The sequence below is a fragment of the Streptomyces lunaelactis genome, from assembly GCF_003054555.1.
Classification (GTDB): domain Bacteria; phylum Actinomycetota; class Actinomycetes; order Streptomycetales; family Streptomycetaceae; genus Streptomyces; species Streptomyces lunaelactis.
Genome location: NZ_CP026304.1, coordinates 5,096,975 through 5,122,478, shown reverse-complemented (window position 1 = coordinate 5,122,478; position 25,504 = coordinate 5,096,975). Strand labels below are relative to the sequence as shown.

Below are 25,504 nucleotides of genomic sequence, written 5' to 3'. Positions count from 1 at the left end.
ACGGCTCACGATCCCGCGTTGACGTTGGCAAGGACGACGACCGCGATCGCCAGGACGGCGGAACCGGCGAAGAGTGCGCTGAGGTAGGTCTGCACATTGCCGGTCTGGGCACGACGGACGGCCGAGCCGAGCCAGCGTGCCCCGGTGCCCGAGCCGCGTACGTACGTCTCGACGACCTCGCGGTCGAGGAAGCGGACCAGCTCGGCGGCGGCCCGGACGGGCCGTACGAACAGGGCGGTGTAGACGGCGTCGACGTGGAAGCCGACTGCCGCGTGGCGGTAGAGCGGGCCGAGCAGCAGGCGGCCGGGGTCGCCCGGGTCGGGGACTGCCGCGATATCGCCGTAGACGGGAGTGTGGGTCGCGATGGCCTCGGCCTCGGAGACCGCCGGGGCGGCGTTCGGGCGGGCCACGACGGCGCCGATGGGGGCGCGGGCCGCGAGGGCGGCGCCCTCCCGGAACCGCATGGCGCGCCACGTGCCGTAGGTGATCAGTCCGCCGACGAGCGCGACACCTGTGCCGAGGACGGCGGTGGTGACGGTCGGGGTGAGGCTGTGGCCGTCGAACCAGTCGTCGAGGTAGGTGACGGTCAGGCCGAAGGCGAGTGAGGGGATGGCGAGGGCCCAGAGCACGGCGTTCATGGCGATGGGCTGCCGGCCGTGGTCGGGGACTTCCACTCCGCGGCCGCGGAAGGTGAGCAGCCAGAGGCGGGTCGCGTAGGCGGCGGTGAGGAGGGCGGTCAGCAGACCGGCGACCAGCACGGCCCAGCCCGCGGCACTCGGTGCGATGTCGCTCTCGCCGAGCGCGGCGTGCTCGGCGGCCACAAGGACGGCTTCCTTGGAGAAGAAGCCGGCGAAGGGAGGGATCGCGGCGAGCGCGATCAGCGCGATGGTCATCGTCCAGTAGGCGTCGGGGATGCGCTTCGCGAGGCCGCTCATCCGGGACATGGCGGCGAGCGAGTTGGTGCCGGCGGCATGGATGATCACGCCGGCGCCGAGGAAGAGCAGCGCCTTGAACGCTCCGTGCGACATGAGGTGGAAGACGGCGGCGCCGCGGTCACCGACGGCCAGGGCGCCCGACATATAGCCGAGCTGGCCGATGGTCGAGTAGGCGAGGACGCGCTTGATGTCGTCCTGGGCGAGGGCGGCGAGCGCCGAGCCGACCATGGTGACGGCGGCCATCACGGCGAGGACGGTGAGCGCTGTCGCGGAGGCGGCGAAGACGGGAAGGAGCCGGGCCACGAAGTAGATACCGGCCGCGACCATTGTCGCGGCGTGGATCAGCGCGGAGACGGGAGTGGGGCCCGCCATCGCGTCGGGCAGCCAGGTGTGCAGCGGGAACTGCGCCGACTTGCCCGCCACACCCGCGAGGAGCAGCAGCGCGATGAGAGTGGGGTGCTCGATACCGCCGGCCGCGACGGAGCCGAGGATCCCGGTGATCCGGAACGTGCCGGCGTCGACGGCGAGCGCGAACAGACCGAACAGAAAGGGGACATCGCCGAGCTTGGTGACCAGGAAGGCCTTGAGGGAGGCGGCGCGCGCCTCGGGCGTCTCCCAGTAGTGGCCGACGAGGAAGTACGAGCAGATGCCCATGATCTCCCAGCCGACCAGGAGCACCATCAGGTCGCCGGAGTAGACGACGAGCAGCATCGCGGAGGTGAAGAGGGAGACGAGAGCCGCGTACGAGGGGTAGCGCGGGTCGTCGCGCAGATATCCCGTCGAGTAGATCTGCACGCAGGACGCGACGAACCCGACCAGGACGGCGACGAGGACCGCGAAGCCGTCGAGGTACAGGGCGAGGTCGATGGGGACGGACCCGGTGGGGGTGAGCTGGGTCGAGGCCTCGATCGCCTTCCCCCCGCCCTGGCGGACGGCGACGAGGACGGCGAGGACGAGCGCGGCGATGGTCGGCAGGACGGCCAGCGGCCGTACGAAACCGGGGGCGGTGCGGCCGAGCAGAAGTCCGGCCACGGCGCCCAGGAACGGAAGGAGAGGGACGAGGACGGCGAGGGTCGTGGTGGTCACGCGGTGGCCTCAGCCTTCTGCGCCGGGGCGGTCGCGTCAGCGTCAGGGGTGACGTCGGGACCCTCGGCGGTGTCGCGGAGTCTGTCGACGTCCGAGGTTCCGCGGTTGCGGTAGACCATCAGGACGATCGCCAGGCCGACGCCGATCTCCGCGGCGGCGATGGCGATGACGAACAGAGTGAGTGCCTGGCCGGTGTGCAGGGTGTCGCGCAGCCAGACGTCGAAGGCGACGAGGTTGAGGTTGACGGCGTTGAGCATCAGCTCGACGGACATCAGGACCAGGATCGCGTTGCGGCGTGCGAGCACGCCGTACAGCCCGATGCCGAAGAGAAGGACGGCGAGCACGGCGGGATAGGCGAGGTGCATCAGCTCTTCCCCTCGGGGTCCATGGCGGCCTCGGCGTCGTGGGCGTCCTTGCGGGACAGGACGATCGCCCCGACGAGGGCGGCGAGCAGCAGTACGGAGAGCGCCTCGAAAGGCAGCACCCAGTGCCGGAAGAGGATCTCGCCGGACACCTGGGTGGAGCCCTGGGCCGGTCCGTCCAGGTCGATCCAGGTCGTACGGAACGCGTCCACGACCACCCAGACCAGGGAGCCTGCGGCGGCGACGGCCACCGAGAGGGCGACCCAGCGGTTTCCGGAGTCGGCGTCCGGGGAGCGGCCGATGGGGGCCTTGGTGAGCATCAGCCCGAAGAGAAGGAGGACGACGACGGAACCGACGTAGATCAGGACCTGCACCCAGGCGATGAACTCGGCCGTCAGCAGAAGGTATTCGACGGCGAGGCCGCCGAGCGCCACGACCAGCCAGAGGGCGGCGTGCACCAGCTGCTTGGTCGTGACGGTGATGACGGCCGCGCCGAGGGTGGCGAGGCCGACGAGGAGGAACGCGATCTCGACGCCGGTCGGTGAGAGGAAGCCCTGCGTTTCGGCGGCGGCGATCATTGTGGACCTCCCTCGGCCGGGGGCGCGGTGGCGTCGTCGGCCTGCGCCGCGGCCAGCTTCTCGGCCGACTTGCGGGCCGCGCCGATCTCCTTCGGCTCCTCGGCGCCCGGGTCGAGTGCGGGCGGCGCGGGCACCGTCCACATCCACTCGCGGAGCTTGTCGCGTTCATGGGTGAGTTCGCGGATGTCCGTCTCCGCGTACTCGAACTCCGGGGACCAGAACAGCGCGTCGAAAGGACAGACCTCGATGCAGATGCCGCAGTACATACAGAGCGCGAAGTCGATGGCGAAGCGGTCGAGGACGTTGCGGCTGCGCTCGCGGCCGCCGGGGGCCGGGGCCGGCACCGTCTCCTTGTGGGAGTCGATGTAGATGCACCAGTCGGGACACTCACGGGCGCAGAGCATGCAGACCGTGCAGTTCTCCTCGAACAGGCCGATCACGCCGCGGCTACGGGGCGGGAGTTCGGGCTGGGTCTCCGGGTACTGCGCGGTGACGGTCTTCTTCGTCATCGTCCGCAGGGTGACGGCGAGGCCCTTGGCGAGGCCGGATCCGGGGATCGGAGGCATTACTGGATCACCACCTTCACGACGCCGGTGAGGGCGATCTGGGCGAGGGCGAGCGGGACGAGCGTGGTCCAGGCGAGCTTCTGCAGCTGGTCCTCACGCATCCGCGGATAGCTCACACGCAGCCAGATGACGACGAAGGCGAGCAGGGCCGTCTTGAGCAGGGTCCAGACCCAGCCGAGGCCGTCGGCCCCGAACGGGCCGTGCCAGCCGCCCAGGAAGAGGACGGTGGTCAGACCGCACAGGACGACGATGCCCGCGTACTCGGCGAGCAGGAACAGAGCGAAACGCAGACCCGTGTACTCGGTGTACGCGCCGAAGATGATCTCGGAGTCGGCGACCGGCATGTCGAAGGGCGGGCGCTGGAGTTCGGCGAGGCCCGCGACGAAGAAGACCAGGGCGCCCACGATCTGCCAGGGCAGCCACCACCACTCGAAGGCGTTCAGGATGCCGGGCAGCGAGACCGTGCCGGCCGCCATGGCTACGGAGGCGGCGGTCAGCAGCATCGGCAGCTCGTATGCCAGCAGCTGCGCTGCGGTGCGGAGACCGCCGAGGAGGGAGAACTTATTGGCCGATGCCCAGCCTGCCATGAGCGAGCCGAGCACCCCGACGCCCATCACGGCGAGCACGAAGAAGATGCCCGCGTCGACGACCTGCCCGACCGCGCTCTCGCTCGGGCCGATCGGGATCGCGACCAGTACGAGGAGGTAGGGGAGGAGGGCGACGGCGGGGGCGAGCTGGAAGATGCGGCGGTCGGCGCCCGCCGGGACCACGTCCTCCTTCTGCGCGAACTTCACGCCGTCCGCGACGAGCTGGGCCCAGCCGTGGAAGCCGCCCGCGTACATGGGGCCGAGGCGGCCCTGCATATGGGCCATCACCTTGTGCTCGGTCTGTCCGATGACAAGAGGAAGAACAAGGAATACGGCAAGGACGACGACCAGCCGGAAGGCGACGTCGAGAGCGTCGTTCACGCGGGTCCTCCGGGGCGTTCGTCCGAGTCGGGTACGGGTTCGTCGGCCTCGGACCGGGCGGGTTCGTCGGGGGTGGCCTCCTCGGCCGGGGCGGGCTCTGCGATCGGGGCAGCCGGAACCGGCTCTGCGGTCGGCGGCACCTCGGGCGCCCCGGCCTCGGGGGCCGGGCGCGCCTCGGGTTCGGCCGACTCGGGTTCGGCCGGCTCGGCTGCGGCCGGCTCGGCTGCGGCCGGCTCGGCTGCGGCCGGCTCGGCTGCGGGGGCCTCGCTCGCGGCCGCCTCGTCGAAGGCCGGGCGTGCGTGATGCCAGGGGGCGTCCGGGCTACCGGTCCGGCCTGGGGCCTGCTGGGAGGCGGGGCCTTCGGAGGCGCCGCGTGCACGGCGCGGCTGGACGGCAGGTGCCTCGGACGGCTCCGCCGACGCCGGCACCTCGGCCTGGGCCTGCGACGCCGAGCCCTCCGACGCGCTGCGGGTACGGCGCGCCGGCCGCTCGCCAGGCGCCGGCCGCACCCGCCGTGCGGGCTGCCCGCGCCGGGCGGGTGGGGCCGGGGAGCTGGCCCTTCAGGGGGCCCCATTCGTTCGGGTCCGGGACGCCGGGCGGGAGCATCTGGCGGCGCTTCGGCCCGCCGTGCTCGGACTCCCCCGGCTCCTTCGCGCCCGGCCAGGCCTTCACGACCCGGGCCGCCAGGATGAAGTCCTTGCGCAGCGGGTAACCCTCGAAGCCCTCCGGCAGGAGCAGCGGGACCAGGTGCGGGTGATCGGTGAAGTCGACACCGAACATCTCGTGCGTCTCACGCTCGTGCCAGCCCGCGCCCGCGTAGATCGCGACGGCGGACGGAAGTTCGGGAGCCTCGTGCGAGACCGTGGTGCGCACCAGCAGGCGGCGCACCTTCCGGCCCTCCAGCGACACCACATGGGCGCAGACGCGGAAGCCGGTGCCGGGCTCGTCGACCGCGCTCAGCCAGTCGAAGTAGGTGCAGCCCAGCTTGTCGCGGGCGATCTCGAGGGCGGCGATCCAGGAGCCGACCGGGACGTCGACGGTGAGCAGGTCGTACTGCCGCTCGGCGGTGGCCTCCTCGCCGAAGATCTCGGCGGCGGCGTCCGGGAGCCGGTCGTAGGGGTTCACGAGTCGCCCTCCCCCGGAGACGGAGACGGAGACGGAGACGGAGACGGAGACGGAGACGGAGACGGAGACGGAGCGGGAGTGGCCGGCGTGGCCGGCGTGGCCGGCGTGGCCGCCACCGGCGGCGTCACCAGGCCGCTCCGCAGGGCGGCCGTGGAGGGCCGGGCGCGGCTCGTCGCGTAACGCTCGCCGAGCGACTCCCGCGCGATCTTCTCCTGCAGTTTCAGAATGCCCTGCAGCAACGCCTCCGGCCGGGGCGGGCAGCCGGGCACATACACGTCGACCGGAATGATCTGGTCGACACCCTTGGTCACGGAGTACGAATCCCAGTACGGGCCACCGCAGTTGGAGCAGGCGCCGAAGGAGATGACGTACTTGGGCTCGGGCATCTGCTCGTACAGGCGCTTCACCGCCGGAGCCATCTTGTCCGTCACCGTGCCCGAGACGACCATCAGGTCCGCCTGGCGCGGGCCGGGCGCGAAGGGGATCACACCGAGCCGGATGAAGTCATGGCGTGCCATCGAGGCCGCGATGAACTCGATCGCGCAGCAGGCGAGCCCGAAGTTGAAGACCCAGAGGCTGTAGCGGCGACCCCAGTTGAGGACCACCTTCATCGGTTCCGGGGCCAGGCGCGACAGGACGCCCAGCCGCTGCGGCTCCGGGAGCAGCTCGGGCTCGGCCCCCTGCCGAGGAGCGCCCGGCGCAGCCCCCGACCGGCCCCCGTGCTCCGCCCCTGACTGGGTCACGTCCATGTCAGGACGCCCTTCTTGTATGCGTAGAGCAGTCCCACGGCCAGGAAGCCGAGGAAGATGAACATCTCCACGAGCGTCGTCGCTCCGTATCCGGCCGCGGCGAAGATCGTTGCCCACGGGAAGAGGAAGATCGAGTCGACGGCGAAGATTACGTACAGAAAAGCGTAGACGTAGTAGCGGACCTGGGTGTGTGCCCAGCCCTCGCCCACCGGGTCCACTCCGCACTCGTACGTCAGCAGCTTCTCCGGCGTAGGAACCACCGGACGCAGCAGACGGCCCGCCCCGAAGGCCACGGCGACGAACAACACGCCGATCAGCGCCATCAGTCCGACGACCGAATAGCTCTCGAAATAGTCCGCCGCGAGCACGGCCACGGTCGGTTCCGGCACGTCCGCCCCTCGCTCCCTGACCTCGTAGACCTCGTTGGCGATCTGTTCGACGATCTGTACGACGGGAGTCTAGGCCCTGCTAAAGGCCCCGTAAGCAGTCGCGTCGCGCTTCGATCACACATCAGGCGCGCATCAGCGGCGCATCAGTCTCGCGTCAGGTGGGGTTATCCCTACGTCATCCCCACCCCTGTACCCCATGGCGTGCGCCGACCCGGCCCGGCAGGCTGGGGCGCATGACCGCGAGCATCACCCTCCACGACAACGACCGGCCGCCACCCGCGCGCTTCGCCTTCGAAGGCCACACCTGGAAGGAGATCTCGCATCTCCTCGCCAATCTGCCGATCGCCCTGATCGGTTTTGTCTACGTGGCGATCACGATTCTCACCGGCGTGACACTGTCGGTGACGGTGATCGGACTGCCGCTTCTCGCCCTCGGGCTCGCGGGCGCGCGCCTGCTCGGCAAGGCGGAGCGCGCCCGGGCCCGTGCGCTGCTCGGCGTACGGATCGAGGAGCCGAGCCCGCTGCACACCGGCCGGCGCCGGGAGGGACTCTTCCCCCGGCTGTGGACGAGTCTGAAGGACCCGGTGGCGTGGCGGACGGTGCTGTACGAGTTCATCCGGCTGCCCTGGGGCGTACTGACCTTCAGCGTCACGCTGGTGAGCCTGTTCGTGCTCTGGCCCGTACTGCCCTTCATCGCGCGCGGGCTGACCAACGCCGACCGTGCGATGGTGCGCGGGCTGCTTTCCCCGTCCGACGAACTGGAGCGGCGCATCGCCGAGTTGGAGTCGGACCGGGGCGTGGTCGTCGACACGGCGGCCGCGGATCTGCGGCGAATCGAGCGCGATCTGCACGACGGCGCACAGGCCCGCCTGGTCGCCCTCGCCATGGGGCTCGGCCTCGCCAAGGAGAAGCTCAGCGGGGACGCACTGGACACGACCGCGGCCGCGGCGATGGTCGACGAGGCGCACGGCGAGGTGAAGCTCGCGCTTCAGGAGCTGCGCGATCTGGCCCGTGGCATCCACCCCGCCGTACTGACCGACCGCGGACTCGACGCCGCGCTCTCCTCGGTCGCCGCACGCTGCACGGCCCCGGTGAAGGTGACAGTCGACCTCTTGGAGCGGCCGGCCGAGGCGATCGAGGGCATCGCGTACTTCACCGTGTCCGAGCTGCTCCAGAACGTCAGCAAGCACGCGCAGGCGAAGAGCGTCTCGGTGGATGTCTGGCGGGCGGACGACCGGCTGCTGGTCCAGGTCCAGGACGACGGCCGCGGCGGTGCCTCGCTCGACGGCGGTACGGGGATGGCGGGTCTGGCCGAGCGGCTGGGCGCAGTGGACGGGCTCTTCGTCCTGGACTCGCCGGTCGGCGGGCCCACGGTGGTCACGGCGGAGCTGCCGTGGCGTGAGCGTGCCCCGCGCCGGCCCTGACCGCACGCGCACCGCCCGGCCCGGCCCGTCCGCCGGGCCTGCAGGCGCGCGCACCGCGCCCAGCCCACACCGCACCGCATCACACCCGGCCCGCACCGGAACCCCGCACCCCGCACGCCCACCACACCACGCCCATGGTGGGGAAAACCCCCCGCCCAAGACGGTAACCGCCCTCATGGTGCGCACCCCGCGGCCCCAGCAGTCTTGAGTCATGACAGCCCGCTTCGCAGAACGGACGACTTCGATGGCCACGGACTACCGATCGGATCGGCCGGCGCGACCGGAGCCCCGGGACCACTTCCTCCCCCCGGCTCTGCGCGCACCGCTCGAAGGCCGCACCTGGCGCGAGTTCGGCTATCTGCTGCTGAGCCTCCCGATGAGCATCGTGTTCTTCTCCTTCGCCATCACGGCCGTCTCGCTCGGCGCGGGCCTGCTCGTCACCTTCCTCGGCATCCCGGTGCTGGCCGCCGGTCTGGCCGGCTGCCTCGGTCTCGGCGCCGTGGAGCGCGCACGGGCCCGGGGGCTGCTGCACCTCGACGTCGCCGGCCCGGCTCCGGTGCGCGGCAAGAAGAGCGGGCTGATGTCCTGGGTCGGCGCGGTCCTCAAGAGCGGGGCGTCCTGGCGGCATCTGCTCTACGCGGTGCTGCACTTCCCGTGGGCGATCTTCGCGTTCGTGGTCTCGGTGACCTTCTGGGTCACCGGCTGGGGCCTGCTGCTCTACCCCCTGTGGCGGTGGACGTTCCCCCGCTTCCTCGACCAGCCGGGCATCTCGCTCTACGGCGACGCCGACGGGACGCAGCTGTACGTCGACACGCCGTTCGAGATCGGCGCCACCGCCGCGGTCGGCCTGGTGCTGGTCTTCGCCTCCCCCTGGCTGATTCGTGGCCTCGTCTCGGTGGACCGGATGATGGTCGCCGGGCTCCTCGGGCCCTCCCGGCTCGCCACGCGCGTCGTCGAGCTCGAGTCGGACCGCGGCGTGGTCGTGGACACGGCGGCCGCGGACCTGCGCCGTATCGAGCGCGATCTGCACGACGGCGCGCAGGCCCGCCTCGTCGCCCTCGCCATGGACCTGGGTCTCGCCAAGGAGAAGCTGACCGAGGATCCCGAGGCGGCCGCCCGGATGGTGGACGAGGCGCACGGCGAGGTGAAGGTGGCTCTGCAGGAGCTGCGCGATCTGGCCCGCGGCATCCACCCGGCGGTACTGACCGACCGCGGACTGGACGCCGCGCTCTCCTCCGTCGCCTCCCGCTGCACCGTCCCGGTGACGGTCGAGGTCGACCTGCCCGCCCGGCCCGCCCCCGCCATCGAGGGCATCGCGTACTTCACCGTGTCCGAGCTGCTCCAGAACGTGAGCAAGCACGCGCAGGCGCGCCGCGCCACGGTGGACGTCTGGCGCTCCCAGGACCGGCTGATGTTGCAGGTCACGGACGACGGCACGGGCGGCGCGGACCTCTCCGCGGGCAGCGGTCTCGCGGGGCTGGCGGAGCGGCTGGGCGCGGTGGACGGCATCCTGGCGGTGGATTCGCCGACCGGCGGCCCGACGAGGGTGATCGCCGAGCTGCCCTGGCGGGCCTGATCCAGAGGCGTTGAACACCCCGCACTCCGGTCCGAATACTGGGATGCTGGACGGTGTAGGGGTGGACGTGCGTCGACATGGGGGCTGCAGGGTTGTGGAGGACAGGGTGCGAGTGGTCATCGCCGAGGATTCAGTGCTGCTTCGGGAGGGCCTGACCCGGTTGCTGACCGACCGCGGGCACGATGTGGTCGCCGGCGTGGGGGACGCGGAAGCGCTGATCAAGACCGTGGGAGAGCTGGCCGCGCAGGACGCGCTGCCGGATGTGGTGGTCGCTGACGTGCGGATGCCGCCCACGCACACGGACGAGGGCGTACGGGCGGCGGTGCGGCTGCGCAAGGAGCATCCGGGGATCGGAGTGCTGGTCCTCTCGCAGTACGTCGAGGAGCAGTACGCCACCGAGCTGCTCGCCGGCAGCAGCCGCGGCGTCGGCTATCTGCTCAAGGACCGGGTCGCCGAGGTCCGCGAGTTCGTGGACGCCGTGGTGCGGGTTGCCCGGGGCGGCACCGCGCTGGACCCCGAGGTCGTCGCACAGCTGCTGGGCCGGAGCCGTAAACAGGACGTGCTGGCGGGTCTCACCCCGCGCGAGCGGGAGGTCCTCGGCCTCATGGCCGAGGGGCGGACGAACTCCGCGATCGCGAAACAGCTGGTTGTCAGCGACGGCGCGGTCGAGAAGCATGTCAGCAGCATCTTCCTGAAGCTGGGGCTCTCCCCCAGTGACGGGGATCATCGGCGTGTACTGGCGGTGCTGACCTATCTGACGCCTTAATCGACCGACACTCAGGCGGCAGTCAAAGAACCGAAGATTGAATGGGGAGCGTCTTTACAGAGGGAGTCGGGGGGCGGAGCGGAACATGGCACACCAGGGCATGAAGACGTCTCACATGGACGTCCGGCATACGAGCGGTCCAGGGAAGGCCACCCTTACCGACGTAGGGTGGCTAATGGGACGGCCGGTCGGCCGGCCGGGCCCGAGCAGCCGCCTCGAAGGAGGTCCAGTTCAGTGACCAGCCAGGTCAGTAGCCCAGCCGAGCATGCCGACGAGGCCAGTGAGGCCGTCGTTGGTGAGCAGCGCAGGCCCGCCGGTGAGAAGGAGATCCGCCGTCTTGACCGCGTGATCATCCGCTTCGCGGGTGACTCCGGTGACGGTATGCAGCTCGCCGGTGACAGGTTCACCTCGGAGACCGCGTCGTTCGGAAACGACCTCTCCACGCTGCCGAACTTCCCCGCCGAGATCCGGGCACCTGCCGGAACCCTCCCGGGTGTCTCCAGCTTCCAGCTGCACTTCGCCGACCACGACATCCTCACCCCCGGCGACGCACCGACCGTCCTGGTCGCCATGAACCCGGCAGCCCTCAAGGCCAACATCGAGGATGTGCCGCGCGGCGGCGAGATCATCGTCAACACCGACGAATTCGCCAAGCGGGCGATGGCCAAGGTCGGCTACGACACCTCCCCGCTCGAGGACGGCTCGCTGGACGCCTATCACGTCCACCCCGTGCCGCTGACGACGCTGACCATCGAGGCGCTCAAGGAGTACGGACTCTCCCGCAAGGAGGCCGAGCGCTCCAAGAACATGTTCGCGCTGGGGCTCCTGAGCTGGATGTACCACCGGCCGACGGAGGGCACCGAGACCTTCCTGCGGAGCAAGTTCGCCAAGAAGCCGCAGATCGCCGAGGCGAACATCGCGGCGTTCAGGGCCGGCTTGAACTTCGGCGAGACGACCGAGGACTTCGCGGTCTCCTACGAGGTCGCCCCGGCGAGCAAGGCGTTCCCGACCGGCACCTACCGGAACATCTCCGGGAACCTGGCGCTGTCCTACGGCCTGATCGCCGCGAGCAAGCAGGCCGACCTGCCGCTCTACCTGGGCTCGTACCCGATCACGCCGGCCTCCGACATCCTGCACGAGCTCTCCAAGCACAAGAACTTCGGTGTGCGGACCTTCCAGGCCGAGGACGAGATCGCCGCCATCGGCGCGGCGCTCGGCGCGGCCTTCGGCGGCGCGCTCGCCGTCACCACCACCTCAGGACCGGGTGTCTCGCTGAAGTCCGAGACCATCGGGCTCGCGGTCTCCCTGGAGCTGCCGCTGCTGATCGTCGCCATCCAGCGCGGCGGCCCCTCCACCGGACTGCCGACCAAGACCGAGCAGGCCGACCTGCTGCAGGCGATGTACGGCAGGAACGGCGAGGCCCCGGTTCCGGTCGTCGCCCCGCGCACGCCCGCCGACTGCTTCGACGCAGCCGTCGACGCGGCCCGGATCGCGCTCGCCTACCGCACGCCCGTCTTCCTTCTGAGCGACGGCTATCTGGCCAACGGCTCCGAGCCGTGGCGGATCCCGGACATCGACGAACTCCCGGACCTGCGCGTGCAGTTCGCGACCGGCCCCAACCATGAGCTGGCGGACGGGACGGAGGTGTTCTGGCCGTACAAGCGTGATCCGCAGACCCTGGCGCGTCCCTGGGCGGTTCCGGGGACGCCAGGACTCGAGCACCGGATCGGCGGCATCGAGAAGCAGGACGGCACCGGGAACATCTCCTACGACCCGGCCAACCACGACTTCATGGTCCGCACCCGTCAGGCCAAGATCGACGGCATCGCGGTACCGGACCTCGAGGTGGACGATCCGGACAGCGCGACCACCCTGGTCCTGGGCTGGGGATCCACGTACGGGCCGATCACCGCGGCCGTACGCCGTCTGCGAGCCGCAGGAATCCCCATCGCACAGGCCCATCTGCGCCACCTCAACCCGTTCCCGAGGAATCTCGGGGATGTTCTGGGGCGTTATCAGAAGGTAGTGGTACCCGAGATGAACCTCGGCCAGCTCGCCACCCTGATCCGGGCGAGGTATCTGGTCGACGCGCACAGCTACAACCAGGTCAACGGCATGCCGTTCAAGGCCGAGCAGCTCGCAGAAGCTCTCAAGGAGGCCATCAATGACTGAGGCGCTCTCGCTGGTGCCCAAGGCCGAAGCCAAGCAGTCCATGAAGGACTTCAAGTCCGATCAGGAAGTGCGCTGGTGTCCCGGCTGCGGTGACTACGCGATCCTCGCCGCCGTGCAGGGCTTCATGCCCGAGCTCGGCCTGGCGAAGGAGAACATCGTCTTCGTCTCCGGAATCGGCTGCTCCTCCCGCTTCCCGTACTACATGAACACCTACGGGATGCACTCCATCCACGGCCGCGCGCCCGCCATCGCGACCGGGCTCGCGTCCTCGCGCCGCGACTTGAGCGTCTGGGTCGTCACCGGTGACGGCGACGCCCTCTCCATCGGCGGAAACCACCTGATCCACGCGCTCCGCCGCAATGTGAACCTGAAGATTCTGCTCTTCAACAACCGCATCTACGGACTCACCAAGGGCCAGTACAGCCCGACCTCCGAGGTCGGCAAGATCACCAAGTCGACGCCGATGGGCTCGCTGGACGCGCCCTTCAACCCGGTGTCGCTGGCGATCGGCGCCGAGGCGTCCTTCGTGGCCCGCACCGTCGACTCCGACCGCAAGCACCTCACCGAGGTGCTGCGCCAGGCCGCCGACCACAAGGGCACGGCCCTGGTGGAGATCTACCAGAACTGCAATATCTTCAACGACGGCGCCTTCGACGCGCTGAAGGACAAGCAGCAGGCGGAGGAGGCGGTCATCCGCCTCGAGCACGGGCAGCCGATCCGCTTCGGCACCGACCGCGACAAGGGTGTCGTACGGGACGAGGCCACGGGCGATCTGAAGGTCGTGCAGGTGACGGCCGAGAACGAGAGCCGGGTCCTGGTCCACGACGCGCACAGCGCCAGCCCGACCACGGCCTTCGCACTCTCCCGGCTCGCCGACCCGGACACCCTGCACCACACGCCCATCGGGGTCCTGCGCAGTGTGGAACGGCCGGTCTACGACACGATGATGGCCGACCAGCTCGACACCGCCATCGAGAGAGACGGCAAGGGCGATCTGGCCGCGCTGCTCGCGGGCAGCGACACCTGGACCGTCGTCGGCTGACGCCGGCGGGACACGCACGTACCCGCGGGACACGCACGTAAGGGTCAGGGGCTCGCGCTCCTGACCTTTTCGTACGGGCCGAGGAAGCGCACGCGGCCGCCCTGCACACGGTGGAGGAACAGACCGTTCCGCGCGTACAGCACCCGGGTGAGCGGCTCGAACGCGATCGTCTTCGCCAGTCCCTTGTACGAGAGCTCCCGCAGCCTGCGCACCATCGCACCCCGCTCCACCCCGCCGCCGCCCAGCGCCCGCATGGCCTGGGCGATGAGGAGCACCGCGTCGTACGCTTCGACGGCGTACCGCTCCACCTCCGCGACTCCGTAGCGCTTCTTGTAGGCCGCGACGAAGCGTTCGGCTCCCGGCAGTGCCGCCGGGTCGACGAACGTCGTGCTGAAGGCCCAGCCCTCGGCCGCCGCACCGGCCTCGGACAGGAACGCGGGTTCCAGCACGGCGCCGACGCCCAGCCGCGCCCCCGTGAATCCCGCGCCGGCCAGGGCGCGGGCACAGCGCGCGGCCCGGTGCGGTGAGGTGCCGGCGAAGACCACTCCCTGGGCGCGGGCGGCGAGGGCGGCCGCGACGGCGGGGCCGAAGTCCTCGCTCCCTGCGGTGACTTGATGCACCGTGGTCACGCCCTCGGTCGGCGGACTCTCGCGCAGGCTCTGGGCCAGATTCCAGCCGGTCTTCCCGGCCGCCCGGTCCTCGATGACCGCGGTCCGGCGGCTCTTCGCCACCACGGTGAGGTAGTGGATCAGCGGTACGGCGAGGTTGTGGTCGTCGGGCCTGAGCTGGAAGTTGGCAGGTCTGGACGCCGACGATATGCCGGTCGTGCCGACGGAGACGGTCAGCATGGGCAGCCGCGCCGTGTGGAACAGCGGCGCCACGGCCAGCGCGGTGGCGTCGGTGGACGGGCCGATGACGGCCTGAACCGTACGGTCCGCGATGAGCCGGCCGCTCGCGGTTCTGGCCCGGGCCGCCTGCCCTCCGTCGTCGAGGACCTTGAGGGTCAGCTCGAAGGGCCGGTCCTCGCGGGCGCTGAACTCCTCGACCGCCAGGCGCGCCCCCCGCTCCTGGGCGCGCCCCACCGTTCTGCCGCCGCCGGTCAGATCGGCCTGCAGCCCGACGGCGTAGCGCGGCAGCGGTCCGGGGGCGCCCTGTCCGCCCTGTCCGCCCGAGTCCGGACGGCCGGCGAGATAGGCCGCGATGCCGCCGCCGACCGCGATCATCCCGGCCGCCGAGCCGCCCATCGCAAGGAACCGGCGGCGGGTGTGGACGAGGACGACGGCCCCGGTCCGGGTCGGCGTCGGTTCCTGCGGCTCGGGGTCGGGCAGCTCCAGCACCCGCGCCGAACGTTCCGCGATCAGCCGGGGCAGCGCGGCCGGCAGCCACTCGCCGGACCGGCTCCCCGGACCGGCCAGCCCCGCCCGTACGTCCTCGGCGGTCGGCCGCTCGCCCGGGTCCTTCGCCAGACACGCGCTCACCAGAGGCAGCAACCTGCCTTGTACGTCGTCGAGTTCGGGCTCCTCGTGCACCGTGCGGAACAACACGGCGGCCGGGGTGCCGGTGCCGAAGGGGCGTCGGCCGCTCGCCGCGTACGCCAGCACGCACCCCAGCGAGAAGATGTCGCTCGGCGGTCCCGTCTCGCCCGCGCGCCCCGCCTGGGCCTGTTCCGGCGAGAGATAGCCGGGCGAGCCGATCACCATGCCGGTGGCGGTCAGCGCGGTCGCGCCCGCCGCCCGTGCGATGCCGAAGTCGATCAGCCGCGGCCCGTCCAGGGCGAGGAGGACATTGCCCGGCTTCACATCCCGGTGCACCAGGCCCGCCTCATGGACCTCGATGAGCGCCTCGGCCAGCCGCTCGCCCAGCACACACACGGTCGCGCAGGGCAGCGGCCCGTGCAGCGCCACCGCCTCCGCCAGCGAGGGCCCGGGGACAAACGCGGTGGCCAGCCAGGGCTCGCGAGCCTGCGGGTCGGCGGCGGAGACCGGCGTGGTCCACCGGCCGGTGATACGGCTCGCCGCCCGCGCCTCCCGCTCGAAACGGGCCCGGAAGGCGGGGTCCGCGGCATGCTCGGCGCGGATCACCTTGAGCGCGACCAGCGCGCCGCCCGATGAGCGCGCCAGATAGACCACGCCCATGCCGCCCGCACCGAGCCGCCCGAGCAGCCGGTGGCCTCCGATGCCGGCCGGATCGTCCGCCGTGAGCGGCCGCACGGCTACCAGGCCGAGGGCGCGGGGCCGACGTAGCGGAAGCGGCCGCCTTCCACCCGGTGGTAGAACACGCCACCCGCGATGAAGCGCCCGTCCTCCGGTTTGAAGGCGTACTGCTTGGTGATGCCCTGGTATCTGCTCTTGCGCAGCAGGGCAACGAGGGTCTTGCGGTCCGGCAGGCTCCGGCTCTGCCCGTGGTGGGCCACCAGCTGTTGGAGGACGAGGTTGACGGTGTCGTACGCCTCGGCCGCGAAGTAGCCGGGTGGGGCGCCGTACCGCTTGCGGAAGGCGGTGGTGAAGGCCTTCGCGGCGGGCACGGCGGCCGGGTCGACGAAGGACGAGGAGAGCACCCAGCCCTCGGCAGCGTCGCCGGCCAACTGGAGGAACCGCGGGTCGAGTACGGCCTGCGGGGCGATCCGCGGACCCGTGAATCCGGCCACCGCCAGATCGCGCGCGAAGCGGGCCGCGCCCTCGGCGTATCCGCAGTAACTGAACGCGTCCACGCCCGCCTTGAGCATGTCGGCGATGACCGGCTCGAAGTCGTCGAGGTTCGCGGGCACGACCCGGGGGTAGGGCACGCGGCCGAAGTGGCGCATGCCGGCGTTGGCGATGGTGACCGACTCCCATCCGTACTGCCCTGCGGTCCGGTCCTGGAGCAGTCCGGGGCGGACCGACCCCAGCTCACCGGCCGGATGCACACCGAGTGGCACCGAGACGATCGCGTCGCCGGGCCGGGCGGACAGGAAGGAACGGTTCTCGGCCTTGGGCAGGTCCATCGCGCCCGGCGATACGGCGAGCAGCGGCAGCAGCGACTCGTCGTACACGGGCAGGACCGCGCGGGCCGTCGCGTCGTCGGTCGGGCCGAGCACGGCGAGCACCGCACTGTCGGCGGTGAACCGCTTGGCGACGGCCGGGGCGCGGTCCGGGCTGCCGCCGTCGTCGAGCGCCCTTAACTCCAGGCGGAAGGGCTTGCCGCTGCGGGAGTTGAACTGCTCGACGGCGAGGCGTGCGCCCTGTTCCTGGGCGCGGCCCGCCGCCTTGCCGGGGCCGCTGAGGTCGGCCTGGACGCCGATGGTCCGGTCCCGGGTCCGCGCGGGGGAACCGGCGGCGGGAGTTCCGTCGTCGCGCAGGGCGGCCCAGGCGCCGACACCGCCGCCCGCGACGAGGACCACCCCTCCCGCGGCGAGCAGGAACGTCCGGCGTGACGGGGGCACTTCGGACGGGGGCACTTCGGCGCTCGGGGCCTCGGCCCGGGTCGGTTCGATGTCGGGCAGCGCGAGCATCTCGGCCGAGCGCTCGGCGATCATCCGAACGACGTCGTCGGGCAGCCAGTCGACGCTGCCCTCAGGGGCGTCCTCGATGAGGCGTACGTCGAGCTCGTCCGCGGTCGGCCGGTCGGCCGGGTCCTTGGCCAGGCACGCTTCGAGCAGCCCGGCCAACTCGCCCCCGATCCCTTCGAGATCGGGCGCGTCGTGGACGGTGCGGTAGAGCAGCGCGTCCACCACTCCCGTACCGAAAGGCGGCCGCCCGGTCGCCGCGTACGCCAGCAGGCAGCCCAGCGAGAAGATGTCGCTCGGCGGTCCGGTCTCCGCGCCGCGCGCCTCCGCCTGCTCGGGCGAGAGGAAGCCGGGGGTGCCGACGATCATGTCGGCCGAGGTGATCGCGGTGTCCTCGGCCGAGCGCGCGATGCCGAAGTCGATGACGCGGGGGCCTTGTACGGCGAGCAGCACATTGCCCGGCTTCACGTCCCGGTGGACGAGGCCCGCGCTGTGCACGGCGCTCAGCGCGCGGGCGAGCATCTTGCCGAGCACCCGTACGCTCCGGACCGGCAGCGGTCCGCAGGCGGCGACCGCCTCGGCGAGCGAGGGTCCCGGCACAAAGGCCGTGGCGAGCCAGGGATTGTCCGCGTCCGCGTCGGCGCCTGTGACGGGCACCGTCCAGGGGCTGTCGACCCGTCGCGCGGCCTCGACCTCACGGCGGAAGCGGGCCCGGAAGTCCGGCTCCGACGCGTACTCGGCCTGGATGACCTTGACGGCGACGAGCGTGCCGCCCGGCTCCGTGCGGCCCAGGTAGACGACGCCCATGCCGCCCGCGCCGAGCCGGGCGAGGAGGCGGTGTCCTGCGATGGACGAGGGGTCGGCGGGGAGCAGGGGGCTGGTCATCGCGCGGCCTCCAGCTCGGTCCTGACGCGGATCATCATGGAGCTGATGGCGGCCCCCAGCGCGTCGTTCAGCTCGTCCTTGGTGCGGCCCTCGGCGCCCTTGCCGACCACGGCGAGCGTGACCTGGCCGATGCGGGCCTGGTCCCAGTAGTAGTCGTGCGGCCCGCCCACTTCATCGCTGTAGAACTGACCGGACTCGCCGATCGAGTCCTCGGCGAAACGGTTGCCGCCGGCGCCGAAGACCGTGCCCTGGGAGATCATCCCGGCGGTCTTCTCGCTCTGGCTCAACTGCTGTTCGGGGCAGCGCAGGACCTCTTCGAGGCTGCGGGCCAGCTCCCAGTCGGCGCTGCTCACCTCACGGTGGACGGTCACGACGGCGGCGAAACGCATGGGGCCCTTGGCCCCTTCGGCGGGGAGCTCGCTGCGGCGGGTGAGACTGGCGAGGACGCCGGCGGGAAGCGGGGAGCGCTGCCAGACGCAGTCCTCGTCGAGGACGGCCCAGTCGGCCGGATCGCTTTCGTACGGCGTGCGTTTGACGTGGCCGGGGCCGAAGAGCTCGGGGCCCGCGGCCACGGCGCGGGCGAGGCGCACACCGTCCGCCGCGGTCCTGGGGGCGCGCTCGGGCGCTGGGGTGAAATCGAACGCGGTGGGGCTCGGGCTGGGTTCCGGATCCGGTTTCGGCGTCTGCTTCGGCTGTGCGGTCGCCGTCGGCCGGTCCCGCTGCGCACTCGGGTCCGGGTCCGGGTCCGGGTTCACCGAGCATCCGGTCCAGATCAGACCGCCCGCCAGAACCGCACAGCCCGCCCGTAACGTATCCGCGTACCTCACGAAGCCTCCCCCAGGGGTCGTGCGCCGATCGTACGGCTCCGGAGCGGAGCCCAACAGGCCCTGTTTACCGGGCTGTTCGCTCCTTCGACTCGTCGTAGGCGGCGCGCGCCGCGAACACCTCGTCCGTCCGCTTCTCCGTCCAGCGGGCCAGCCCCCACACCTGCTCGGCGGCTTCCTTGCCGAGCCCGGTCAGGGAGTAGTCGACGCGCGGCGGGATCACCGGCTTGGCGTCGCGGTGCACAAAGCCGTCGCGCTCCAGCGTCTGGAGGGTCTGGGCGAGCATCTTCTCGCTGACGCCGCCGACCTCGCGGCGCAGCTCGCTGAAGCGGTACGAGCGGCCCAGCAGGGTGGCGAGAACGAGCACGCCCCAGCGGCTGGTGACGTGCTCCAGGATCAGGCGCGAGGGGCACATCGCCTGATTGACGTTGGGGTCTCTACTTACGTCCATACCAGTACCTTACTTCAAGGTGGGTACTTACGCATGGTTAGTGCCGGACGTAGGGTGAGCATGGAACCGCCCGAAAAGGAGAAATCACCCATGAGCATCGTCGTCACCGGAGCCACCGGACACCTCGGCCGTCTCGTCATCGACGAGCTGCTCGCCACGGTCCCGGCGCAGCGGATCGCCGCCGTCGTGCGAGACAAGGAGAAGGCCACGGACCTCGCGGCGCGCGGCGTCGAACTCCGCATCGCCGACTACAGCGAGCCCGAGAGCCTCGCCGGGGCCTTCCGCGCCGGTGACCGCGTACTGCTGATCTCCGGCAGCGAGGTCGGGCAGCGGGTGGCGCAGCACACCGCCGTGGTCGAGGCCGCGAAGGCGGCGGGCGTCGCCCAGCTCGCGTACACCGGCGTGCTCGGCGGCCCCGACGCCGACTTCCTGCTGGCCGCCGAACACAAGGTCACGGAACAGCGGATCCTCGAATCCGGGCTGCCGTACACCTTCCTGCGCCACGGCTGGTACACCGAGAACTACACCGGGAACCTCGCCCCCGTCCTCGAGCACAACGCCGTGGTCGCGAGCGCGGGCGAGGGCCGGGTCGCCTCCGCCACCCGCGCCGACTACGCCGCGGCCGCGGCCGCCGTACTGACCGGCGACGGCCACCTGGGGAAGGCGTACGAGCTGAGCGGCGATGTCGCCTGGTCCTTCGCGGAGTACGCCGCCGAGCTCTCGCGGCAGACCGGCCGGACGATCGCATACACCAACGTCCCGGCCGAGGCGCACCTCGGAATCCTGACGGGCGCGGGTGTGCCGGAGCCGTTCGCGGAGGTCCTCGTCGACGTCGACGCGGCGGTCGGGCGCGGGCTGCTGGCCGGCACCACGGGCGAACTGGCCCGGCTGAGCGGCCGCCCGACGACCCCGCTCGCCGACTCGGTCGCGGCGGCCCTCGCCACCGCCTGACCGGCCCGGAGGTTCATGATCCGTCATGACCGTATGGCGATACGGACATGACAGCCTGCCCCTGCGCCGCGTACCTTCGACGAGGCGATGCGCGCAGGGCGGGAGGGGCCAGTGCAGTCGGACGGTGAACAGCGGGCGGGACTGCTGTACGGGATCGGTGCCTACGGGATGTGGGGCCTGGTCCCCCTCTTCTGGCCGCTGCTGAAGCCGTCCGGGGCGATGGAGATCCTCGCCCACCGGATGGTCTGGTCGCTGGCCTTCGTCGGTATCGCGCTGCTGGTGCTGAAGCGCTGGGGCTGGGTCCGCGAGCTGCTGCGACAGCCCCGGAAACTGGGGCTCATCGCGGTCGCCGCAACGGTGATCACCGTCAACTGGGGCGTCTACATCTGGGCCGTGAACTCCGGCCATGTGGTCGAAGCCTCGCTCGGCTACTTCATCAACCCGCTGGTCACCATCGCGATGGGCGTGCTGCTGCTCAAGGAGCGGCTGCGCCCGATGCAGTGGGCGGCTGTCGGTACCGGCTTCGCCGCGGTGCTGGTGCTGGCGATCGGTTACGGACAGCCGCCCTGGATCTCGCTCACGCTGGCCTTCTCCTTCGCCACGTACGGCCTGGTCAAGAAGAAGGTCAACATCGGCGGTCTGGAGTCGCTGGCCGCGGAGACTGCGATCCAGTTCCTCCCCGCGCTCGGCTTTCTGCTCTGGCTGGGCGCGGACGGCTCGGCCACCTTCGGCGCGCATGGCGCCGGCCATGCGGCACTGCTCGCCGCGACCGGCGTGGTGACCGCGGTGCCGCTGGTCTGCTTCGGCGCGGCGGCGATCCGGGTGCCGCTCTCCACGCTGGGGCTGCTGCAGTACCTGGCCCCGGTCTTCCAGTTCCTGCTGGGGGTCGCGTACTTCCACGAGTCGATGCCGCCCGAGCGGTGGGCGGGCTTCGCGCTGGTGTGGCTGGCGCTGACCTGCCTGACGTGGGACGCACTGCGGACGGCCCGGCGTACGAAGGCGGAGGCGCAGAGACTTGCCGCCCGGCCGGAGGCCCGTCAGGCGGGTCCTCAGTCGGCGGATGAGCTGAAAATCAGCCCCTCCGGCGTTTGAGGAGCGGGGTCCGGGGCGGAGCCCCGGCGGGACGGACCGACTACGGCACTTGTACGGCAGAGGCGGCGGACGCGGAGGCTGCGCTCGACGCCCGCTGAACGAGCGCCACCGAGGGCACCCACAGCAGACAGAGGTTGAAGACTGTCGAGTCGCACGGCCGGGACGCCTGGCGGGATTACGCCGCCGTCCGTCATCCGGACGATGCCTTCGACAAGACCAGCGGGGCGGGGCTCGGGCGCCGGATCCTCTTCCAGCGCGTACCGGAGGGGAAGTCGACCAAGAACCGGCTCCACCTCGACCTGCACGTCGGCGGCGGACGCGCCGTGTGGCCGGCGCGATGAGGCCGACCAGCAGTCCCGTCACACCCACGGTGATGAACACGGCCACCACTCCGGCGCGCAGAGCCCCGTGATGCGCCCCGCCCGCTATACGAACACCGCTGACCGGTTTCCGCTCTTGACGGTGAGTCAAATTCTCGCCGAACATCAGGCACGCACAGCGCTCCACCAGCTCCAGCGCCCTGGGACCCGCCATTCCAGGGCGTCCCGCACGTTCCGTCCTGTCCCCGTTCGGAATTCGGAGCCCCCACATGCCCCTCTCCCTTCCCAGACGCACCGCCGCGGCTGCCGCGCTCGCCCTGGCCGGGCTGCTCGTCTCCGCAGCGCCCGCCGCGACCGCCGTTCCCACCGCGACAGCGGCTCCGGCGCCCGCGCTCGCCGCGCCCGACATACCGATCGCCAACGTCAAGGCGCATCTCACCGAGCTGCAGTCGATAGCCACCGCCAACGGCGGCAACCGCGCCCACGGCCGGGCCGGCTACAAGGCGTCCATCGACTATGTGAAGGCCAAGCTGGACGCGGCCGGATTCACCACGTCCCTCCAGCAGTTCACCTCCAGCGGTGCCACCGGCTACAACCTGATCGCCGACTGGCCGGGCGGCGACCCCAACCGGATACTGATGGCCGGCGCGCACCTCGACTCGGTCACCTCCGGCGCCGGGATCAACGACAACGGCTCGGGCTCCGCCGGGATACTGGAGACCGCACTCGCCGTCTCCCGCGCCCAGCTCCAGCCGGCGAAGCATCTGCGCTTCGGCTGGTGGGGCGCGGAGGAGCTCGGCCTGGTCGGGTCGAAGTACTACGTCAACAACCTCCCGGCCGCCGAGCGTTCGAAGATCTCCGGCTATCTCAACTTCGACATGATCGGCTCGCCGAACCCCGGCTACTTCGTCTACGACGACGATCCGGCGATCGAGAAGACCTTCAAGGACTACTTCGCCGGGCTCAGCGTCCCCACCGAGATCGAGACCGAGGGCGACGGCCGCTCCGACCACGCCTCGTTCAAGAACGTCGGAATACCGGTGGGCGGCCTCTTCACCGGCGCGAGCCGGACGAAGTCCGCCGCCCAGGCCCAGAAGTGGGGCGGCACCTCCGGTCAGGCCTTCGACCGCTGCTACCACTCCTCCTGCGACTCCTCCGCGAACATCAACGACACCGCGCTGGACCGCAACAGCGACGCGATCGCCCACGCGATCTGGACGCTCGGCACCGAACCGACCGTCCCGCCCGGCGACTTCTACGAGAACACCGCCGACGTCGCCATCCCCGACAACGGCGCGGCCGTCACCTCCACCGTGACCGTCTCCGGCCGCACGGGCAACGCCCCGGCCACCCTCAAGGCCGCCGTGGACATCAAGCACACCTGGCGCGGCGACCTGGTCGTCGACCTGCTGGCCCCGGACGGCACGGTGTACCCGCTGAAGCCCTTCAGCTCCTCCGACTCGGCCGACAACGTCGTGGCGACCTACACCGTCAATGCCTCGTCCGAGGTCGCGAACGGTGCCTGGAAGCTGCGCGTCCAGGACAGGGCTGCCCAGGACACCGGCTATATCGACAGCTGGAGACTGACCTTCTAGACCGCTACCGTCCAGACCGCCACCCCCCACAGGCTGCATGCGTGCGCGTCACCTGCGCACGCATGCAGTCGCGCTGTTCGGGCGCGGCCCGTGGTCCTCGGGCCTGTCTTACGCGGTGATGTCCTTCGCCGTGAAGCGCGCCCACGCCGCCGACCCGAACACCGCCGCGTACACGCCCTGCAGACCGAGGTTCCTCAGCACCTCGTCCCAGTGGAGCGGCTCCCGCATCAGGTCCGCGAACGACAGCCAGTAGTGCGGGAAGAGGTAGGGCTGGATCCCGTGCAGCTGCGGGATCGTGTCCAGGATCTGCACCGTGATCAGCAGTCCGACCGTCGTCGCCATCGCCGCGATGCCGCTGCTGGTGAGGGTCGAGATGAACAGGCCCAGCGCCGCGATCCCGGTCAATGACGCCGCGACGACGGCCGCGATCAGCGCGGCCCGCATCAAGCCGTCCGCGAAGGAGATCTGCGTGCCGGAGATCGTCGTGACATCGCCGAGCGGGAACAGCATCGATCCGACGACGAGCGCGGACAGCGCCACCACCAGGGTCGCGACCAGGCAGAAGGCGCAGGCGGTGGCGTACTTGGCGAGCAGCAGGCGGCTGCGTCCGGCCGGGGCGACCAGCAGATAGCGCAGGGTGCCGGAGTTGGACTCGCCGGCGATCGCGTCGCCCGCGATGACGCCGATCGCCATCGGCAGGAAGACGGGCAGGGTCGCTGCGAGCGCCGCGAAGACCAGGAAGAGTCCGTTGTTGGTGATCTGGGTGATGAAGGCGGGGCCCTCACCGCCGCCGTTGCCGACCGGCCCGCCGTCGCTCGTCTCGATCCTGATGGCGATGCCGATCAGTACGGGTACGGCGGCCAGCACCCCCAGCAGGGCGAGCGTGCGCCAGCGGCGGAACGTGATGGTCAGCTCGGAGCGGAACAGCCCGAGCGTCCACAGCGGGCCGGGTTCGCGGACCTCGGCCGCCGCACCGGCCTCGTCGACCGCATCGGCCGTCTCAACCTGCGACATCGAATCCCTCTCCGGTCAGCGCGACGAAGGCGTCCTCGAGCGAGGCGCGCTCGATGCCGAACCCCCGTACCCGTACGCCGGCGCGCACCAGCGCGGCGTTGAGCTCCGCCAGCTCCACATCCTTGGCGGGCAGCTCGCCGGTCACCCGGTCCTCCTCGACGCTCACTTCGATGACGCCGAGCTCCTTGAGCAGGCGCGCGGCATCGCCCGGGTCGGGGGTGGTGACGGCCAGCCGGCCGCGGGCGCCGGCCGCGAGATCGGCGACCGAGCCCTGGGTGAGCAGCCGGCCCTGGGCCATCACCGCGGCATGCGTACACACCTGCTCGATCTCGTCGAGCAGATGGGAGGAGAGGAAGACGGTGGTGCCGTCCGCCGCCAACTCACGTACCAGGGAACGGATTTCGCGCATGCCCTGGGGATCGAGACCGTTGGTCGGCTCGTCGAGCACCAGCAGGTGGCGGGGCTGCAGCAGGGCGGCCGCCAGCCCCAGCCGCTGCTTCATCCCGAGCGAGTACGCCTTGGCCTTCTTGGCCGCCGCCTGCGTCAGCCCGACCCGGTCCAGCGCGGTGGTGACGCGCGCCCTGCGGGTACGGGGATCGGCGCTCGGGTCGGCGGAGTCGTACCGCAGCAGATTGTCCCGGCCGCTGAGGAAGCCGTACAGCGCGGGCCCTTCGATCAGCGCGCCCACCTGCGGCAGGACGGTGCGCACGGCGCGCGGCATGGGCTTGCCGAGGACCGTGGCGGTGCCCGCGGTGGGCTCGATGAGTCCCATCAGCATCCGGATGGTGGTCGTCTTGCCGGAGCCGTTGGGGCCGAGGAATCCGAAGACGCTGCCGGCGGGCACGGTGAGATCGAGCCGGTCGACGGCCAACTGCCCGCCCCGGTAACGCTTGGTGAGCCCTTGCGTCTCGATGACGGCTGTCATTCCGGTCCCCCGTTCACTCGGTCAGCGGTCCGCCCCACCGTACGGAGCGTACGGCGGGGCGGACGGTAAGCGCGTCGTGCTACTAGGTCCTGTCCGGCCGATCTTGCCGGGCTCGCGTGCCCTGGCACGCACGCTCGCCGCGTTGTCGTCAGTCGCCGACGCTCCGCGTGGGCTCCTTCCTCCGCCTTGCGATCGCACGCACCAGACCCCGCTCACTGATCCGGC

General features: G+C 71.1%; 22 protein-coding genes and 1 pseudogene. 9 read left to right on the top strand and 14 right to left on the bottom strand.

The window, feature by feature from the left end; translation table 11 throughout:
• Window positions 1–5: 5 nt before the first annotated feature.
• The 8 genes from SLUN_RS23660 to SLUN_RS23625 form a co-directional block, all read right to left on the bottom strand.
• On the bottom strand, window positions 6–2,021 hold the full coding sequence (locus tag SLUN_RS23660; protein WP_108151436.1) for an NADH-quinone oxidoreductase subunit 5 family protein: 2,016 nt from the start codon (window positions 2,019–2,021) through the stop codon (window positions 6–8).
• Entirely contained in the window at window positions 2,018–2,386 is a 369-nt protein-coding gene (gene nuoK, locus SLUN_RS23655; RefSeq protein WP_108151434.1) for an NADH-quinone oxidoreductase subunit NuoK, read from the bottom strand. The genes SLUN_RS23660 and nuoK overlap by 4 nt, the downstream gene beginning before the upstream one ends.
• On the bottom strand, window positions 2,386–2,961 hold the full coding sequence (locus SLUN_RS23650; protein ID WP_108151432.1) for an NADH-quinone oxidoreductase subunit J family protein: 576 nt from the start codon (window positions 2,959–2,961) through the stop codon (window positions 2,386–2,388). The genes nuoK and SLUN_RS23650 overlap by 1 nt, the downstream gene beginning before the upstream one ends.
• A complete protein-coding gene (locus tag SLUN_RS23645; RefSeq protein WP_108151430.1) occupies window positions 2,958–3,527 on the bottom strand; it encodes a NuoI/complex I 23 kDa subunit family protein in 570 nt (189 codons plus the stop codon). The genes SLUN_RS23650 and SLUN_RS23645 overlap by 4 nt, the downstream gene beginning before the upstream one ends.
• Window positions 3,527–4,495: a complex I subunit 1/NuoH family protein gene (locus SLUN_RS23640; protein ID WP_108151428.1), complete on the bottom strand. Its 969-nt coding sequence runs from the start codon at window positions 4,493–4,495 to the stop codon at window positions 3,527–3,529. The genes SLUN_RS23645 and SLUN_RS23640 overlap by 1 nt, the downstream gene beginning before the upstream one ends.
• Before the next feature lie 321 nt (window positions 4,496–4,816).
• Window positions 4,817–5,620 carry an NADH-quinone oxidoreductase subunit C gene (locus SLUN_RS23635; RefSeq protein ID WP_371413842.1) on the bottom strand — a complete coding sequence of 268 codons (804 nt, stop codon included), beginning with the start codon at window positions 5,618–5,620 and terminating at the stop codon, window positions 4,817–4,819.
• Window positions 5,617–6,369, bottom strand: a complete 753-nt coding sequence (locus SLUN_RS23630; protein WP_254710103.1) for an NADH-quinone oxidoreductase subunit B — start codon at window positions 6,367–6,369, stop codon at window positions 5,617–5,619. Before SLUN_RS23630 ends, SLUN_RS23635 begins: the two co-directional genes overlap by 4 nt.
• Entirely contained in the window at window positions 6,360–6,758 is a 399-nt protein-coding gene (locus SLUN_RS23625) for an NADH-quinone oxidoreductase subunit A (protein WP_108151426.1), read from the bottom strand. Before SLUN_RS23625 ends, SLUN_RS23630 begins: the two co-directional genes overlap by 10 nt.
• A gap of 233 nt (window positions 6,759–6,991) precedes the next feature.
• On the opposite strand from SLUN_RS23625, the gene SLUN_RS23620 reads away from it, so the two are divergent.
• From SLUN_RS23620 to SLUN_RS23600, 5 genes are all read left to right on the top strand, one after another.
• A complete protein-coding gene (locus tag SLUN_RS23620) occupies window positions 6,992–8,182 on the top strand; it encodes a sensor histidine kinase (RefSeq protein ID WP_108151424.1) in 1,191 nt (396 codons plus the stop codon).
• A gap of 244 nt (window positions 8,183–8,426) precedes the next feature.
• Window positions 8,427–9,758, top strand: coding sequence for a sensor histidine kinase (locus SLUN_RS23615; protein WP_254710104.1), 1,332 nt, complete (start codon window positions 8,427–8,429; stop codon window positions 9,756–9,758).
• A 106-nt stretch (window positions 9,759–9,864) separates the two neighbouring features.
• The gene (locus SLUN_RS23610) at window positions 9,865–10,524 is read left to right on the top strand and encodes a response regulator transcription factor (RefSeq protein ID WP_306610710.1); all 660 of its coding nucleotides are present in this window, start codon (window positions 9,865–9,867) and stop codon (window positions 10,522–10,524) included.
• A 234-nt stretch (window positions 10,525–10,758) separates the two neighbouring features.
• Window positions 10,759–12,696, top strand: coding sequence for a 2-oxoacid:acceptor oxidoreductase subunit alpha (locus tag SLUN_RS23605; protein WP_108151419.1), 1,938 nt, complete (start codon window positions 10,759–10,761; stop codon window positions 12,694–12,696).
• The gene (locus SLUN_RS23600; protein ID WP_108151417.1) at window positions 12,689–13,738 is read left to right on the top strand and encodes a 2-oxoacid:ferredoxin oxidoreductase subunit beta; all 1,050 of its coding nucleotides are present in this window, start codon (window positions 12,689–12,691) and stop codon (window positions 13,736–13,738) included. Before SLUN_RS23605 ends, SLUN_RS23600 begins: the two co-directional genes overlap by 8 nt.
• Window positions 13,739–13,782: 44 nt before the next feature.
• Here the strand turns inward: SLUN_RS23600 and SLUN_RS23595 are convergent, their stop codons facing one another.
• The 4 genes from SLUN_RS23595 to SLUN_RS23580 form a co-directional block, all read right to left on the bottom strand.
• The gene (locus tag SLUN_RS23595) at window positions 13,783–15,948 is read right to left on the bottom strand and encodes a bifunctional serine/threonine-protein kinase/ABC transporter substrate-binding protein (protein ID WP_108151415.1); all 2,166 of its coding nucleotides are present in this window, start codon (window positions 15,946–15,948) and stop codon (window positions 13,783–13,785) included.
• A 2-nt stretch (window positions 15,949–15,950) separates the two neighbouring features.
• Window positions 15,951–18,107: a bifunctional serine/threonine-protein kinase/ABC transporter substrate-binding protein gene (locus SLUN_RS23590; RefSeq protein ID WP_108151413.1), complete on the bottom strand. Its 2,157-nt coding sequence runs from the start codon at window positions 18,105–18,107 to the stop codon at window positions 15,951–15,953.
• The gene (locus SLUN_RS23585) at window positions 18,104–18,934 is read right to left on the bottom strand and encodes a hypothetical protein (protein WP_257153785.1); all 831 of its coding nucleotides are present in this window, start codon (window positions 18,932–18,934) and stop codon (window positions 18,104–18,106) included. Before SLUN_RS23585 ends, SLUN_RS23590 begins: the two co-directional genes overlap by 4 nt.
• A gap of 64 nt (window positions 18,935–18,998) precedes the next feature.
• Window positions 18,999–19,382 carry a winged helix-turn-helix transcriptional regulator gene (locus tag SLUN_RS23580; protein WP_108151410.1) on the bottom strand — a complete coding sequence of 128 codons (384 nt, stop codon included), beginning with the start codon at window positions 19,380–19,382 and terminating at the stop codon, window positions 18,999–19,001.
• A 90-nt stretch (window positions 19,383–19,472) separates the two neighbouring features.
• Here SLUN_RS23580 and SLUN_RS23575 point away from each other — a divergent pair, with 90 nt between their 5' ends.
• The 4 genes and pseudogenes from SLUN_RS23575 (at window position 19,473) to SLUN_RS23560 (ending at window position 23,340) form a co-directional block, all read left to right on the top strand.
• On the top strand, window positions 19,473–20,333 hold the full coding sequence (locus SLUN_RS23575) for an SDR family oxidoreductase (RefSeq protein WP_108151409.1): 861 nt from the start codon (window positions 19,473–19,475) through the stop codon (window positions 20,331–20,333).
• Window positions 20,334–20,501: 168 nt separating this feature from the next.
• The gene (gene rarD / locus SLUN_RS23570; protein ID WP_254710105.1) at window positions 20,502–21,425 is read left to right on the top strand and encodes an EamA family transporter RarD; all 924 of its coding nucleotides are present in this window, start codon (window positions 20,502–20,504) and stop codon (window positions 21,423–21,425) included.
• 140 nt (window positions 21,426–21,565) lie between these two features.
• A pseudogene (locus SLUN_RS23565) lies at window positions 21,566–21,745 on the top strand (VOC family protein); the annotation flags it as partial.
• Between the two features lie 269 nt (window positions 21,746–22,014).
• Window positions 22,015–23,340, top strand: coding sequence for a M28 family peptidase (locus tag SLUN_RS23560; RefSeq protein WP_108151404.1), 1,326 nt, complete (start codon window positions 22,015–22,017; stop codon window positions 23,338–23,340).
• Between the two features lie 108 nt (window positions 23,341–23,448).
• On the opposite strand, the gene SLUN_RS23555 is transcribed toward SLUN_RS23560, so the two are convergent.
• Both SLUN_RS23555 and SLUN_RS23550 read right to left on the bottom strand, forming a co-directional pair.
• Window positions 23,449–24,354 (bottom strand): ABC transporter permease, encoded by a 906-nt coding sequence (locus SLUN_RS23555; protein ID WP_108151403.1) that lies wholly within the window; start codon window positions 24,352–24,354, stop codon window positions 23,449–23,451.
• Entirely contained in the window at window positions 24,341–25,279 is a 939-nt protein-coding gene (locus tag SLUN_RS23550) for an ABC transporter ATP-binding protein (protein WP_108151401.1), read from the bottom strand. Before SLUN_RS23550 ends, SLUN_RS23555 begins: the two co-directional genes overlap by 14 nt.
• Between the last annotated feature and the right edge of the window lie 225 nt (window positions 25,280–25,504).